13 protein-coding genes are annotated in these 15,771 nt (G+C 36.3%); 3 read left to right on the top strand and 10 right to left on the bottom strand.

From position 1 onward, the window contains the following. Positions 1–2 precede the first annotated feature (2 nt). From J2T03_RS05455 to J2T03_RS05475, 5 genes are all read right to left on the bottom strand, one after another. Positions 3–1,208 (bottom strand): Ca2+-dependent phosphoinositide-specific phospholipase C, encoded by a 1,206-nt coding sequence (locus tag J2T03_RS05455; RefSeq protein WP_307209924.1) that lies wholly within the window; start codon positions 1,206–1,208, stop codon positions 3–5. Positions 1,209–1,223: 15 nt separating this feature from the next. Further along, a complete protein-coding gene (locus J2T03_RS05460) occupies positions 1,224–4,073 on the bottom strand; it encodes a TonB-dependent receptor (protein WP_307209925.1) in 2,850 nt (949 codons plus the stop codon). A 160-nt stretch (positions 4,074–4,233) separates the two neighbouring features. Then, positions 4,234–4,797, bottom strand: a complete 564-nt coding sequence (locus J2T03_RS05465; protein WP_307209927.1) for a helix-turn-helix domain-containing protein — start codon at positions 4,795–4,797, stop codon at positions 4,234–4,236. Positions 4,798–5,533: 736 nt separating this feature from the next. Further along, positions 5,534–6,001, bottom strand: a complete 468-nt coding sequence (locus tag J2T03_RS05470) for a DinB family protein (protein WP_306841856.1) — start codon at positions 5,999–6,001, stop codon at positions 5,534–5,536. 162 nt (positions 6,002–6,163) lie between these two features. Then, positions 6,164–6,424 (bottom strand): LytTR family DNA-binding domain-containing protein, encoded by a 261-nt coding sequence (locus tag J2T03_RS05475; RefSeq protein WP_307209929.1) that lies wholly within the window; start codon positions 6,422–6,424, stop codon positions 6,164–6,166. On the opposite strand from J2T03_RS05475, the gene J2T03_RS05480 reads away from it, so the two are divergent. The 3 genes from J2T03_RS05480 to J2T03_RS05490 all read left to right on the top strand — a co-directional run bounded on the left by J2T03_RS05480 (position 6,386) and on the right by J2T03_RS05490 (position 8,926). Continuing rightward, positions 6,386–6,688, top strand: coding sequence for a hypothetical protein (locus J2T03_RS05480; RefSeq protein WP_307209930.1), 303 nt, complete (start codon positions 6,386–6,388; stop codon positions 6,686–6,688). The genes J2T03_RS05475 and J2T03_RS05480 overlap by 39 nt on opposite strands. A gap of 212 nt (positions 6,689–6,900) precedes the next feature. Continuing rightward, entirely contained in the window at positions 6,901–7,695 is a 795-nt protein-coding gene (locus J2T03_RS05485; RefSeq protein WP_307209934.1) for an AraC family transcriptional regulator, read from the top strand. Between the two features lie 19 nt (positions 7,696–7,714). After that, positions 7,715–8,926 carry a DUF4932 domain-containing protein gene (locus tag J2T03_RS05490; protein ID WP_307209935.1) on the top strand — a complete coding sequence of 404 codons (1,212 nt, stop codon included), beginning with the start codon at positions 7,715–7,717 and terminating at the stop codon, positions 8,924–8,926. Positions 8,927–8,985: 59 nt separating this feature from the next. On the opposite strand, the gene J2T03_RS05495 is transcribed toward J2T03_RS05490, so the two are convergent. The 5 genes from J2T03_RS05495 to J2T03_RS05515 all read right to left on the bottom strand — a co-directional run bounded on the left by J2T03_RS05495 (position 8,986) and on the right by J2T03_RS05515 (position 15,771). Further along, the gene (locus tag J2T03_RS05495; protein WP_307209936.1) at positions 8,986–9,582 is read right to left on the bottom strand and encodes a Crp/Fnr family transcriptional regulator; all 597 of its coding nucleotides are present in this window, start codon (positions 9,580–9,582) and stop codon (positions 8,986–8,988) included. A 607-nt stretch (positions 9,583–10,189) separates the two neighbouring features. Then, positions 10,190–10,954, bottom strand: coding sequence for a hypothetical protein (locus J2T03_RS05500; RefSeq protein ID WP_307209937.1), 765 nt, complete (start codon positions 10,952–10,954; stop codon positions 10,190–10,192). 814 nt (positions 10,955–11,768) lie between these two features. Then, positions 11,769–11,909: a hypothetical protein gene (locus tag J2T03_RS05505; protein ID WP_307209938.1), complete on the bottom strand. Its 141-nt coding sequence runs from the start codon at positions 11,907–11,909 to the stop codon at positions 11,769–11,771. An 8-nt stretch (positions 11,910–11,917) separates the two neighbouring features. Further along, positions 11,918–12,694, bottom strand: a complete 777-nt coding sequence (locus tag J2T03_RS05510) for an SDR family NAD(P)-dependent oxidoreductase (protein ID WP_306841842.1) — start codon at positions 12,692–12,694, stop codon at positions 11,918–11,920. A gap of 11 nt (positions 12,695–12,705) precedes the next feature. Beyond that, a complete protein-coding gene (locus J2T03_RS05515; RefSeq protein ID WP_307209939.1) occupies positions 12,706–15,771 on the bottom strand; it encodes an efflux RND transporter permease subunit in 3,066 nt (1,021 codons plus the stop codon).

Raw genomic sequence — 15,771 nt, forward strand, 5'->3', positions numbered from 1 at the left:
GATTATTTATTATTTTTAGAAGAATTTATGGGATTACATCTTGCTGTTTCTCCACCGGGTAAAGTTACATAATAATCTGTTCCATATGTGTTTCCCTTTTTGAAGAAGTCAGTGGAAACTATTTGCGCACCACTGCTAAAAGCTGCTTTTTCCCTGGTCCTGTCATTTACCTTTGCTTCATATGTTTCTATATCCGAGCGGGTTCTTACAAGATATCCTTCTTTTACCAGTTTCTGGATTTCATTTTGTCTTACGATTGCATTATCATACAGTACAAAAGCAGAATAATCTTTTCCGGGAGCAGATTCTATAAACATCATCCTGCCTTTCAGACTTGGATGGCCTGCCAGATAGGGTGATTCATTATTACTGATTCCTGCACTGGAGGGTAAGAGGACAAATACAAATTTTCCTTTCGAATTGTTTACTGTTGGCCAGTTATTATGAAGAACCGCTTCGTTTAAGGTTTTATACTTTCCTTTAACATCATCAGGAGTAATGATCTTTTTTCTTCCCAAGACAGAAAGTACCTCCTTATCAAGATCATCGAATGCTTTTTCATCAAATTTCAGCACTTCAGATGCATTGGGGAAAATAGGAATCCCGGAATCCTTAGCTTCAATCTGAATAAAGACCGGAATATGATTAGGATTTTTATCAGACCAATCTTTTAATGCCTGAAGCGCTTTTTTAAAAGTTGTATAGTGCGTTCTGAAGTCAATATCTGCAATATGCATCACTTTGAAACCGGGTTTATCCAGATCTTCGGCAGAATAAGGTGCCAGATCTGTTATTCCTTGGTTTTTCAGAATTTCATACGCCGCAGGTTTATTGAACCTGTTCCCTGTAGGATCGTAATAGACATCTATTTCCAGGTTTCTTAAACCGGCATTAAGCTGCTCATTAAAATCAGGATGATCATAATTTAAAGCTTCGGCAAAATCCAATCCGTTGGGGTGATATTCCTGAAATTTAGCTTTCTCTTCGGCAGTCATCTTATCAAAAAAAGAATTTTTTAATTTACCCATAATTCCTGTGACCAGTTTAATAACTTTGGGATCTACAGGTCTAGCATAGCTATTATGTGTTCCCAGCACCTGAATCTGATTGATTTTTAAACCTTCCGGATAGCCGCTGAATTCTTTTTTATTCTGTGCCATAGTCATAACGGATAACAATCCGAACATGGATAGTATTGTTTTATTCATATTGAAAAATTTAGATTAAAAGTTTAATGAAACACCCATTTGTCCACGGAAGCCTGTATAAGAAACGCTTTCTGTCCTTGCCGCTTCTCCGTGATAGAATCTGTTGGGTTCGTTTAAAAGGTTATTAAGCTCAATAAAGAGTCTTATTCTTTTTGAAAGGGCATAAGAAGCCGTAGTATCAAGCGTGAAATTTTTGTCGAACCACTGGTAGTGTTCCGGCCCGGCCATAGAACGGATTGCATTAAGATATTTTCCTTTATAATTTCCGGCGAGCCTTATCATAAATTTATCTGTTTCGTAAAAAACACTTATATTGAAGATATGTTTTGCCTGTTTTGGCAGCGCAGTCTCAATTTTATCTATAGCGTTTCCATTCTGATATACTGGGATTTCAGTTTTTGAATCTACAAAAGTATAGTTTCCTTCAAGCCCGAAATGTTGCAGTATGCCAGGAAGTTCTGTAAAACGTTTACTGAAATTGGCTTCCAGCCCAAACAGCCATCCCTGCTCCAGATTATTCGGTGAAGTTTTAAGATAGGTAAGCCCATTTCTCTGTTCTGTTGTCTGATCCTGATAAATAATATTGCTAAGTCTTTTATAAAAACTTCCTACAGAGATGATCCCAAGATTTGAAAAGTATTTTTCGAACATCACATCAAAACTGTTGGCATATGTTGGTTGCAATCCTGCATTCCCTTCTGTGATGGTTTGGAGGGCATCGTTGATCTGTAAACCGGGATTCAGATCGCTGAAATCAGGTCTTGCAAATGACCGGGTGTAGGAAGCTCTTAAAATCGTATTTTCATCCAGGTTATACTTCATATTGACCATCGGTAAAAAAGCATTGTACTTATTTTCTCTTTCAACAGGTTCTGCATTTGCTGTATTTCCCTGCTGGACTACTCTATTCCCTTTAAAATTCGTGACATTATATTCGTTTCTTATTCCTCCAATAACTGTAAATTTATCAGTCAATCTGAAATTTCCCATTACATAAGCCGAATATACATTCTCTTTTCCAGAGTAAGAAGACGCAAGATTGCTCCCTGTACTGGCTCCCTGTATATTTAATATTGTATTGGCAGCCATAAATTCCGGGGTATAGACCTGATCAATCTGCCCATTTGTAATCTGATTGATTAAAACACTGTTGAAAGGATTATTCAAAGGATTAAGAAACCCACCATTATAGGGAAAATCTTCCGTTTGCAGCTGATTAAGATACACAAGAGGTGCAGATCCGGGTATTCCTAAAAGTTTTGAGGGCATCCATACATAAACGCTTGATGCAAAATTTTTATCTTTATTAATCAATTTTCCTCCTGCCTTTAGATTAATCTTGTCATTGAGCTTATAATTAAAATTAAGCTGAGCCCTATAGTCTCTTTCACTGTTTTTATTTCTGCTGATAATGGTTTGATACAAATAAAGCCGGGAAGGATCCAATGCACTTAAATTATGCGGCAATACAATATCCGAAGCATCTCCGATACCATCCGGTGAATCCATGGCTAAATATTTAAGTCCATCACCGGAAAGATTTCCATACGTCATATCCTGTCTGAACAGTACGATTGGATAACCTCTTTCATCTTTACTTAGATTTTTAGGGGAATTGAATTCAAAGCTGGATCTTGAGTTTACCAATGACCAATCCATCTTTAATTTATCTGATAATTTGTGCTCACCTCCAAGGTCAAAAGAATATAGATCAGTGATATAATCCGCATGTCTGGCCTGCAGCTGAACATTTTTTGTATTAAAATTAAAGTAAGATTCTCTAACATTCTGGCGGTCAATATACTGACTATATAAACCCTTAAAGTAAAGCTTATTGTTTTTATTGATTTGATAATCCAAAGCCCCATTGAAGCCTAAGGTTCGTCTCTGTGCAATATAATCACGTAACTGCAATTGATTGATCGCAAAAGATTTTCCTTTATTCTTATTGTTGAAATCATAAACCATCTGGAAATTATCAATTCCGGTATCTCTGTTCCAGATCACGGCAGATGTGATAAATTTCAGCTTATCTGTAATCTTATTCCCATAGACTACTGAAGCATTGTAACTTGATGATTGCGACTGATTCACATATCCGCCCGCCAGATTTACAGAAAAAGTTTCTTTATTCACGGCTGTTTTCGTAATGAAATCTATAGTTCCACCAATGGCATCTCCATCCATATCAGGAGTAAGCGTTTTGGATAATTTTACATATTGAATAAGCTCTGAAGGGAAAATATCCATCTGTAATCCCCTGTTAGCATAATCACCACTTGCGCTCGGCATTCTATTCCCATTAAGTGTAGAAGAGCTCCACTGTATAGGTGTTCCTCTCACAGCAGCAAATCTTCCTTCTCCCATATCCCTTTCAATCGTTACTGCGGGTAATCTTTGAATCGCTTCTGCAGCATTTCTGTCAGGTAATTTCCCGATAGCATCGGAGGCTAAAACATCTGAAATAGTTTCTGAATTCTTTTTAATATTCAGTGCCCTTGCTTGGGAAGGCTTGTATGCTGAAGCGATGATTACGCCTTCAATACTTTTTACTTTTTCTCTGTTTTCCAATACAATAACTCCTAAATCTGCAGTTTTTGGGTTGGCTGAAAGATCTATGTCAATCTTTTTATCAGAATAGCCTTCATAAGTCACAATAATAGATGTAGAACCTTCAGGAATTATAATTGTAAAGTTTCCCTGATTATCCGTAAGAACAAAGGTCTTGTTGTCGTTGGTTAAAATTTTTGCCTGTGGAAGCCTTCCTTGTGAATCTTCCACTTTCCCACTTACCTGAATCTGGGCAAAAGAATGAATGGAAGCACAGAAAAGAGCAACAGCTAAAGTAGAGGTTAGTTTTTTCATTTTACAGTACAGTTGATTTGCTGCAAAACTATTTCTACTTTCTTTTTTAAAAGTTCATCTGTATTGAGATGAACTTATTTCCGACAATTGAACCTTTAACAAATTAAATACCAGTACATTACCGTATCTTAATTATTTATTAACAGATTTGTGTTTGGGATTAAGCTTGTTGTAATACTTCTTTTTCTTCAAGAATTTTTTTTCTGTAATCGTTTGGAGTTATACCGGTTTGCTGTTTAAAATATTTGTAAAAGGTGGCCTTGGATCTAAATCCACATTGATAGTAAAGCTCACTGATCTGCAGGTTAGGATTCAGATTGATTTGTTCAATAAATTCTTCGATTCTATATTTATTAATCAGATCATAAAAATTAGTTTGAAGGCCTTCGGAAATGCATTGTGATAAATGATTTTTTGAAACGTGAATCATATTTGAAATATCGTCCATGCTCAGATCTTCCTTGATATATATTTTTTTATTTTTCAGGAGCTCAATCAATTGATTATTTGTGTTTGAAATATAGTCCCTGCTCAAAACAGACGTTTTATATTTTATATCTTTTTTAGAGTTTATTTTAATATTCTGAGTTTCAATTACAAAAGGCTCATCACTCTTTTTGGCAGTTATTGAAGACTGCCTGTCTATTTGATTTAACCGTATTAAAAAAGCAAACTGAATAAAAAAAGAAAATGCATATATAATTCTTAATAATTCCCTTTCCACCAATTTCCCATAAGCACATATGACATATATGATCACCAAAGTAAGAACAAAGAATAGAAATCTGATAAACAATTTCTGAAATTTATTTTCCGGATTCCTGTTTTTAATCTGTTCAGCCAAAGCAGCTATTAAATAACAACACCAATATACCGGGTAAATTTTAAAGATCCATAAATAAAACTGATGAAAACTCTGAGATTCTGTACTTATAAAAATAACAATAATATTAAAAATGAAAACAATAAAGAACGGGAGGAAATGGAGGTATTGCTTCCAAGTGTTGGTACGCTGCAGTAAATATTTACCCGTTAAAAATAATAACGGCCCTTTCAGAAGTCTGAAACTAGAAGGATATTGGTCTATCAGAAAAGTACTTTTATTCCCCAAATTAAAAATAAAATATTCCCAGAGAATATCTAAAGTAACCGTTACAATATAAAGGATTAAGAAAATATTTTTCTTTGAATTTTCTTTTTTAAATAAAAAGTAAGAGAGAATGGCTTCCAGTATCAGAGCTAAAAAAACACCTGAAATTTCCATAGATAGATATAAAATTTTACCGAAATGTAAACTTTTTTTTTCTTAAATAAAATTACTGTTGATTACGATATTGTTAACGACATGAAAAGTTAAGTTTCACCATCTTTATTAAAACTTGGTCCATAGGCAATCCTGCACTATACTGTCCTGTATCAAACTAAATAAACGTTCATTATGGATTCTAGCTATTAAGCCTTCAATCCCAGATAAAAGGCCTTTCCACTCCCATTGTTCTTAGATAAGATAAAAACTGTCCCGCATGTACAGATTCATGGTATGCAATTCTCAGAAGATAATTGCCAAGAAGTTTTTCAGCTCCGTTTCCAGGGTGGATAATGATGGTATTGGAAAGCTCTTTTTCCGAGAATTTTCTGACACTTTGTAAAAAATTTTGGCGATAAGGTTCTGCAAATTCAATTTCATCCTCAACATTGCTGTAGGACCGGTCCTCCCAAGGTGTTTGATAATTGCTCATATCTTCTTTATTGATGATCATATTCCAGCCATAGTCAGCCTGCAGAACATGTCTTATCATCTGAATAGCAGTCATGGCTTCAGAATCCGGTTTCCAGCCATACAAGTCCTCGGGCAGTCCTTTCCATAAGAAAACACTGCGTCTTCTGGTTTCGTTAAGGTAATTGATGATCAGTTCATTGTGGGTCATGGAAAAAGTTTATAAGCTAAATTAGTATTTTAATTGAATCTCTTCTTAAAAACTTTTAATAATTACATACAACAGCAAGCTGCCGTACCAGATTTTAGCCACGTGAAAATGATATAAATAGCAAGAACCGAATTTTAAATAATAATGAGATTCAGTGTTCTACTATTTTAGAATAATGGTTTCTAAGTGATTCAGCCAGTTTTCCCTGTAGCTGGTTCCAATGGGAATTTCTATGGAATTTATTTCAATTTCGTTTTTAGTATAAGCAGTCAGTTTTTTTGTCTGAATAATAAAGGAACGATGAATTCGAATAAATTCAGAACTCAATAATTTTTCAAAAACCGAGATATTTTTTTTTATATGGTGTGATTTTCCATTTTCCAAATGGATGGTTATGTAATCCTTCAGGCTTTCAATATACATAATTTCCTCAAAGATAATTTTAATATTTTTGTTGCCAATTATGAGAATAACAGCGTACACCAACTCAATTTAGATACCAATACAATTTCGCTGCTTTGGGAAAATGACAATGCAGACGGCTCTGACGGAAAACTGGATAACCCTTGTGAAACTATTATCTATAAAGGGAAATTATTAGTAGTTAATTATGATACATTTCAAGGAGAAAAAAATAAAGAAATAGATGCCTTTCACACTATATCAAGCTTTGAACTGGAAAATTGAATAGTAAACTGTTGAGCGTTGCACGTAGATTAGTAATTACTCTTCCGCTATGAAGAACTTTTTTGATATAATTTCAAACCCGTAAAGCGGTTGAGTTATCAATAAATTTGTGAAAATTATAGATCCCAGATTCTTACTATCAATTTATTTAAGAAACAATGCCGTCAGGATTACCGGGATTCTCTTATCTTTATTCACTGCCAAAAATAATTATGAGCAAATCTTTTCAAAATTTAAAGTTTGAATTTCTAGATAACATTGAATTGTTTTCTTCTGAAGATGAGACAGAATACTTCCCGTTTCATGTTCATGATTATTTCTGCATATCCCTGATATGCAAAGGGACAGAACTCCTACAAACACCTGACGGAGATCATTACGCTACGTCTGGCCTGGTCAGTATTACCCAGGCAGATGAAGTTCATAAAAACAGTTCAGTCGATACGTCACCCTACAGTTATAAAACCTTCTATGTAAATCCGGATGTATTAAAGTATTATAATAATGGTAAAAATATACAGCGTCTCCAGCGGGTTATAGACGACAGGGCTTTATACACCGGATTTAATTATTTGTCCTTAGGCGGGGAAAACAGATTGCAGGATTTTCAAAAGGCTTTAAAAAGACTTACCGCCTATAGTGAAAAAGAGGAAGAAAAACAGGCAATACCTTCTTTTTCTTTCATTGATGAACTTGCAGGTACTATCCCATATGTCCCCATAAATCTTGAGGACCTTTCTAAAAAGTTTTTCATGAGCAAATTTCATTTTGCCCGTGAGTTTAAAAAGGCCAAAGGCATTTCTCCCATGTCTTATATTATGATTAAAAGACTTAACAATTCAAAAAGGATGCTACTTCAGGGAGAGGATATACAAACCGTCTGCTATTTAATGGGCTTTTACGATGCTGCCCATTTAAATACTGCATTCAAACGTTTCTTTGGGATTACATTGAGGATGATAAAAAACAGCAATATTATACAGGATATTTCAGTGAAAGGAAAGTAGTTTTGTGTAAATGATTTTTATGGGAAAATTTTTAATAGCCTTAATTCTTTTAGTATGTCTTACCACAATTGGGAAAGCTCAATACACCCAGCGGTTATCTCCAAAAGTACAGGTTGGGGTAAATACAAATATTGAAACCTATTTCTTTGCTGAAAAATTGGCTGTAGAACATATTGGAAATTATGTTTTTGATAATAACACAACAGATTACTCTCACCAGCCGGTTGTCTATTTTGGATTTCAGCATTTTAAGAAATACAAAAACGAACCTGTAATACTCCGTATTGCAGAATTACTAAGACAGATCAGGGATCTTCTTCATGACAACGGCCCAATTTTAGATCACTTACTCAACCAAAAGGATTTTCCTGAGGAAGGACCTCTATATAAAGATATAGAAGCTAAAACTGATCCGCAGGTGGAAGAACATCCTGAAGTAAAGCCTATGCTTAAAGAACTGACGGATAGCTTAAGGAGCTTTTACTCCTATGCAGACGTTGCAGGTTTTATGAAAGCTAATAGAATCTTTTATAAAAAAGCAACTCAGGAAGCCGCAAAAGATATAAAGCCAGATGGCTATCAATATATGGAGAGATGGTACGGACAGGTATTTCCAAATTATATGCTTTATATTTCGCCGGGCATGCCCATTACTCCGGGAGAAGGTAATTACAGAGGTTTTGGCCCTAATATTCTGTCACCTAAAGGTAAAATTCCAGCTATGGTTATCAGCTCCAGCAGGATGCTTCCCTTGGAACAGAACTTAGCTGCTTATGGCCATTATGGGTTTGACAACCCGGCAATTACCTCTTTTATTACCGGGCATGAAATCGGGCACACTTTTGTCAACCCATTATTAAATATCTACAAAGACCGACTTCAGGCAAACTCGGCTCTATATACGCCAGAGCTTGCAGCTCTTGTAGAAGAAAATAATATCAGAGGCTGGTATGTATGCTTAATTGAACATTTGGTAAGACTCGGTGAGATTCGCGTTGCTCTTGCCATGAAAAATCCGAATGAAGCAGACCGTCTGAGGCGTCTGCACATCGGAGAATATAAATGCGTTTTAATCCCATTATTGGAAGCCAAAATAACCGAATACGAACAAAACCGGACGCTTTATCCAACTTTTGAAAACTATTTACCAACACTTTTAACCTATTTATCTTCATTAACGCCCGAAGACATTAATAATCAGGTTTTAAAGTATAAAAACTACACAATGTGAAGAGTTCCAGCATCGCTTTTGACTCAGGGCTGAAAAATTTTGTACTATAAATAAGAATCCTAGTAAAATATTTTACGCTCTTTGATCTCCAGCATGTGCTTCTGCTCCATTTTCTTCACTATTCGTACAACAGTTTCTACCCTCAATCCTATCATATTTGCAATTTCCTGTCTGGTCAATGGGACCTGAAAAACGTTGCCCAGCTTAATTCCGTTCAACTCTTTATAGTAGTCAAGCAGGCCTTTTATTTTTGAAACGGGTTGTTTTTCTGCAATAATCCTTTGCATACTATAATAGTAGAAAAGATCGGAAGACAGCCTTTCAAACATACGTAATCCAATATTATAATCACTCTTCACTAAAGTTAGTAAACTCATTTTATCCAATTTCAATAAAGTACAATCCGTTTTTGCAATGGCATTCATTGGATACGGATAATCGGTAAAAAGCAAGGACGCCACGAGACTGTTTCCTGCTGATAGTATACCGACAGTTACCTCTTTACCATAATCAAGATAATCATAAAGTTCTACGCTTCCTTTGGTAATTTGCATATAGTATTTAGGAGTATCACCTGCAAAAAAAATGTGATTTTTTGCCTGATAATCCTCATAAACTGCTCCATGACTGAGCAACAAATTTTCATCAATCTTCATAACTTTCTGTTTTAGTGATAAGTTGTTCAAGATCTTAGCAAAAAAAGGTATCAGAATAAATACAAAATTTAGACCACCTAAGGTATATAATGCAACGGTACGTACCAAAATCCATATGTACAGGCATAAAGATATGGAATGAAAAAATATTTCCTGATAAAGCTATTGATGTTAGAGTAAAGCCTATATATAAACACAGTGAATTAATTATCAGCATAATATAAAAAATGACGTGCTTTTGAAGTGCGGCGAGAAGCTTAGTATTTTAAATGTTTACTGCATTTCCTGGAAGTCGGAAGAAGGATGCAGAAAGCACTGGGACAGGCTGCATAGAATTATTTACAACGTAAAACTCATCATGATACAGATAAAGCAAGTATCGGGAAAACTACGCTCTCACTCCAGGAAGAAATATCTCAACTTTGAAAAATCAATACCCAGAAAATATAAACCGAGCAATTTTGTTTTAAAATTGCTCGGCTCCTTATCTTTTTATGCTTAGGAAATCCTCACTTCTCTATATTTTACGAATGTGCCTAAACGAACTCTTAGTCTTAGAAACTAAAACCATCCATGAATGAAAAATAATTGAATAAAATTTAAAATACTATGGAGTTATTTTAACATAACTAACAGAAGACCTCCCATTTATATTATTAATTATTTGAGTATCTCTAAGAGAACTGCGAACTCCCACATAATATGTAGTAGGGTTTGCAATCGTTATTACTAAAGTTCCTGTTCCCGTTCCCCCGTCCTGAGCGGCGCTAACAGCATAAAGTAAAATTTCGGTATTAGGTACTGCATTTCCTGCAGAAGGAGCAGTACTGAGAAATCCTGTTGCAAACCCTTGACCTGTTTCCCCTGATGTATTAATCACCTGTGCTCGTAAACTATAAGTTATAAGGTATGTACCACTTGTTGGTAAAGTAAAGCTGAATACATTGTAATTAGTTGTGCCAGCTGTAATGTTTATATTTGCACCAACCAATAACTCTCTTCCAAAAGCGGGTGTAAATGAGGAGCCTTGAACAGTAACTATATTCCCAGAATCATCTACCCCTAAGGTAGCCCCACTTGATACAGGAGATGTAGAAGTAAGATTTGTGAATTTAAGTCCTGATACATCTGCATTTCCTGAGTTTATTTCTAATTTCGATGTAGGAGATAGAGTTCCTAATCCTATATTTCCAGCAGCATCAATAACCATATCATTTTCAGTTTGTGCTAAAGAGGGTATCCCTCCTGATGGATTATCTTTTGCCCCGTCTACGTGAAATATTTGTTGAGGATTTGGAGTATTAATACCTATCTGTGAAAAAACCAAACCAAAACATAGGACTGAAGATAAGGTAATAATTTTTTTTTTCATTACTTTTTAATTTGAGATGTTAAACTTGACTATTAATTTGTGTATTTAGAATCATTTCCTATCTAAAGACTTGCGAATATACAAAAAAACCATAATATAAATTAAGATTACTAATGTCATATTAAAATTTAATTGCTAATAATTTTGCATAATTAACTTAATGCTGTATTTTTTATTTTCTTCTGATTTTACAGATTCAGTGGATAATTATTCGTAAATCAAATCAGCGAGGTTTGCAAAATCAGCGAGGAATAATATTTTAATACAAATTTAAACAGGTTCTAAGGAAAATTATGTAAAAACATTCTTACCAGGTATTAAACTTTACGCAATTGAGTAAAATTGCATAAATAATTATTTCAATTACACATTTTCGCTTGCAGAAATCCAAAATTATGCAGGCAGACAACATCAAAGCGGAACAAATAGGACGATTCTATCAAGTCAACCATTTTGACTTGATGAATGCTTTACACGAAGTGAAGTCACTCAAATATAGAAGATAAACCGTTCAATGTGTTTATCCGAAATATTATTGTTCAGCCTTTCCGTATTTCTATCAGTGAAAAGAAATTTGCGGCGCCAGGATTAAATCCTAAGACAAAGATGTCCTTAGACTTGAATTCATATCAGAGAGACTCAGAAAAATTGGCCACAAAACTCTTAGTCTAGCTCCTGTGATCAGTAAGTTTTTCATATCTTTTGTTTTAATTGTATAATCTCTTTATCTTAATAGATTCCCCACTGCCCCAAAGCCTGTATCTTTTCTACAGTGTGGTGATAGATGGAGAATAAAGAATCAATTTGGCATGAGTCAGAGACTGGTAGCCATATTTTCACCATAATAGTTTTCGATTCCTGATGCACGACCTCCCCCAAATGAAAGAGAATGGATCAGACGATCGATATTCTTCTGATCGCTGCTGAAGATATACCCTGCAAGTGCCTTAAGCAAATTTTTGATCAAGCCTGCTTAGCAAGATTTTTTTTAATTTTCATCATCAAAAAATCCGGCATAACTCTGGGAATATTGGACAAAAACCAGTTCATAGAACCAACGATCTTCTTGCCTTTTCCATATAATAGAAGTTTCACACCTGCTTCTGCAACCACTTCGGGATGAACCGGCTTATTGGTTTTCATCATATTGGCTTTGAGCATTTCTTCGTTATAAAATCCTGTGTCGATCGGTCCGGGACAAAGTGCAGTAACCACGACACCTGTTCCTTCCAGTTCGGCAGCAAGCGTTTCTGTGAAGGCCAAGACAAAACTTTTTGTAGCAGAATAGACAGAATAGTATGGAAACGGTAAAAATGCCATCAGCGAAGCAATATTCATGATCCTGCCGGATTTTCTTGCTACCATATCTTTCGCAAAAAGTTTGTTAAGCACCACAAGACTGGAAATATTCAAATCGATCATTTTCAGTTCCTCCTCCAAAGAAGTTTCTATAAATTCTCCATAAGTTCCGACACCGGCATTGTTGACCAATCCGGAAACTAATAAATTTTTCTGCTGAATTTCATTGTAAAGTTCAAGGGCATTATCAGCAACGGACAAATCCTTGACGATGTAATGAACAGTAACATTATACAGGGTCATTAATTCTGTCTGTACCTTCTTCAGCTTTTCCTCATTTCTAGCAACCAAAATCAGGTTCTGATCTTTCTCGGCAAGCTGGATGGCCATATGGTAGCCTATTCCGGACGACGCTCCGGTGATCAATATATATTCTTTCATTTCGTTAATTTTTAATGTTCTTCTTCTTTTTCAATATCCAGACTTGGAGGAATCAGTTTATACATCACAGGTGTCACAATTCTTGACAGAATCGTTGAGCTTATCAAGCCTCCGATAAGTACAATCGCCAATGGTGCAATCAACGGATTTGAATTCAACGCTAACGGGATCAATCCGCAGATCGCTGTGATGGAAGTTAAAACTACCGGAAGAAAACGTGTCTCGCCGGCAATGGCAATGGCTTCATCAATCGATTTCCCTTCCAGTCTGAGCTGATTCGTGAAATCTACCAATAACAGAGAATTTTTAACCTGAATTCCCGAAAGTCCAATGAAACCGATAATAGCAACCATTGACATCGGGCTTCCGTTAATCAACAGTAAAATAACACCACCTAAAATTCCCAACGGAATAATTGACAATACGATAATGATTCCTTTAAACGTTTTGAACTGTAGCAACAAGACCGCAATGAAAAGAAATGTGCTCAAAATAATGACCGAGATAAAATTTCCGCCCAGCGCATCGCCTTCAGACTCCTTTTCGCCTGCCAGTTTGTAGGAATAGCCTTCCGGCATCTTTAGCTTGTCCAGCTGCGGAATGATGTCTACCAGCAGATCATTGGCATAATACCCCTTTGCAGACATTGCAGTTACTTTTGCAAAACGGGATTTGTTGAAATGATTGATTGCCGTAGGCGAAGTCTCAAAGGTAACTGTCGCGATCTGATTTAATGCGATCGGCGCACCCTGAACGTTGTTGACATACAAATTCTTCATGGCATCCAGATTGGAGAATTTTCCCCGTGGCAAGGTTAAAGTCACAGTTCTTGCATCTCCACGGTCATCGATATAATCTCCAACAGGAAGTCCGGCAACGGCAAGACGGATCACTTTGTCCACTTCGCTCGTCATCACACCCAAAGTTCTTGCTTTTTCTTTGTTGATTTTCACTTTGACATCCGTTTTGTAGGTATTCAGCTCATTGTTAATGTAAACCGTGCCTTCCTGTTTCCTTAAAATATTTTCCACCTGTGAAGAGAGTTTTCTCAACACCGCAGGATCTTCCCCAAAAAGACGGACTACTATATTTGCCTCTATTGGCGAGCCTTGCTCAAAATCTTTAACCTCTATTTTGGCGTAAGGCATTGTCTTGAATTTCTCTCTAAGGGTTTCGATCAGTTCGGTTTTTGTAGCTGGTTTTGCTTCGTCATCCAATTGAACAAAGATCTGGGCAAAATCCGGTTTTCTGTCCTGCGGATGCACATTGTAATAGATCTGCGGATTTCCCTTGCCTACATTCGAAGTATAATAGGTAATTTCCTTGTGCTTTTTCAGTTCAGACTCAACGATCTTCGCCACACGGTCACTTTCGGAAATGTTGGATTGAAGAGGCATTTTAATATTGATCAGAAACATCGGCTTTTCAGAGGTCGGGAACAGTTTAAATCCTGTAAAACTGAATAACACAAATGCCAAAACACTCAATGCCAATGAAATTCCGATCGTAATTTTAGGATATTTCAGAGCTTTAGGCATAATGCCTTTGTAGCTATTGGTCAGAAATTTCTGAAGGTATTGAAGAAAAATATTTCCGCCTTCATGGTCGTGGGTTTTCAGGAATTTACTCCCCAGGAAAGGAACGAGGGTAAGCGCCACCAACATCGAAGCCAAAACACTCGTGATCACCGCCATCGGAAGACTTCTCATAAATTCTCCTGCAACATCCGGAAGGAATGCCAAAGGTAAAAACGCAATGATTAATGTCGCGGTACAGCCTACAACCGCTAAACCAATCTGTTTGGTACCTTTCAGAACCGCATCTTTTTTGGAATGCCCTTCCCGAAGCCATCTTTCAATATTTTCAACGACCACGATACTGTCATCGACCAGCAATCCCAAAGCGACCACCAACCCAACGATACTTAACTGGTTTAATGAAAATCCTAATGCGTTCATGGCGATCAAACCCAACGCCAGTGACAACGGAATCGAGATCATCACAATTACTGAAGCGCGTGTCCCCAAAGGCAATAACGTAATAATAACTAATATGATAGCCAATCCAAAATCAAAGCCCAAGTGTCCCAGACGTTGCGAAACCATATTCGCCTGATCGAAATTTTTAACCAATTTGATATTTTCAGGAAGATCTTTTGTAAATTGTTCAAGAATCGGCTCAAATTCTTTCTGAACATCGGTAATATTCACATTATCCTTCATCCCGGCACTTACCAAAACGCAGCGGTGACCGTTGATCCTCGTGATATGATCGACCGTTTGAGATTTGTAACCCACCTCTGCAACATCTTTCATATACACAATTTTTCCATTGGCATTGTAGATGACAGTGTTGGCAACATCTTCCTCATTTTTAAACTTTCCACTCGTTTTTACATTGAAAACTTTAGTGTCCATATCAATGCTTCCCCCCGGAATATCAGCCGCCTCGCTCTGTAAACTTCCCATCACAACATTCAGAGGAATTCTTAACTGTGCAAGTTTATCCAGTTTTAAATCTACTCTGATCTCCTGCTCCGGAATCCCAGAATAGATAACATTCTTTAGATTGGTAATTTTCTCCAATTTAGACTTCAACTTATCGGCTTCGTCGTGAATTTTTTTCTCAGATGCATTTTCAGAGACCAATGCCACCTGTAGAATTTTTACGTCGGAGGATGATATTTTTTCTGTTTTGATCTGATAAATATCTTTCGGCAATTCACTGTTTTTAAGCGCATTGACCTCTGTCGAGATTTCCTGATATTTGTTGTCCACATCAACGCCATATTTGAATTTAACTTCAAACGCAGCGACACCATCTTCAACAGTGGTCAGAATTTTATCGATATTCTCTAATCCATAGATTTTATTTTCAATCGGTTTTACAACCTGTTCTTCCATATCTTTTGGGCTCGTACCTGGATAGATGACCGTTATCAAGTATTGTGGCGGATGCGTAGACGGATCTTCGGATCTTGGCATTGTAAATAGCGTCAACATTCCGACAACAGCCACCAAAAGGAATATGATCAGCGTGAACTGATAGTTTTTTACGGCAAAATTTGTAATTTTCAT

This window comes from Chryseobacterium lathyri (assembly GCF_030812195.1).
Taxonomy (GTDB): domain Bacteria; phylum Bacteroidota; class Bacteroidia; order Flavobacteriales; family Weeksellaceae; genus Chryseobacterium; species Chryseobacterium lathyri_A.

Coding starts and splice junctions, on each gene's coding strand:
- J2T03_RS05455 (WP_307209924.1), bottom strand. CDS start 1,208: ATGAATAAAACAATACTATCCATGTTCGGATTGTTATCCGTTATGACT.
- J2T03_RS05460 (WP_307209925.1), bottom strand. CDS start 4,073: ATGAAAAAACTAACCTCTACTTTAGCTGTTGCTCTTTTCTGTGCTTCC.
- J2T03_RS05470 (WP_306841856.1), bottom strand. CDS start 6,001: ATGACCCACAATGAACTGATCATCAATTACCTTAACGAAACCAGAAGA.
- J2T03_RS05480 (WP_307209930.1), top strand. CDS start 6,386: ATGGATGGTTATGTAATCCTTCAGGCTTTCAATATACATAATTTCCTC.
- J2T03_RS05475 (WP_307209929.1), bottom strand. CDS start 6,424: ATGTATATTGAAAGCCTGAAGGATTACATAACCATCCATTTGGAAAAT.
- J2T03_RS05485 (WP_307209934.1), top strand. CDS start 6,901: ATGAGCAAATCTTTTCAAAATTTAAAGTTTGAATTTCTAGATAACATT.
- J2T03_RS05490 (WP_307209935.1), top strand. CDS start 7,715: ATGGGAAAATTTTTAATAGCCTTAATTCTTTTAGTATGTCTTACCACA.
- J2T03_RS05495 (WP_307209936.1), bottom strand. CDS start 9,582: ATGAAGATTGATGAAAATTTGTTGCTCAGTCATGGAGCAGTTTATGAG.
- J2T03_RS05500 (WP_307209937.1), bottom strand. CDS start 10,954: ATGAAAAAAAAAATTATTACCTTATCTTCAGTCCTATGTTTTGGTTTG.
- J2T03_RS05510 (WP_306841842.1), bottom strand. CDS start 12,694: ATGAAAGAATATATATTGATCACCGGAGCGTCGTCCGGAATAGGCTAC.
- J2T03_RS05515 (WP_307209939.1), bottom strand. CDS start 15,771: ATGAAAATTACAAATTTTGCCGTAAAAAACTATCAGTTCACGCTGATC.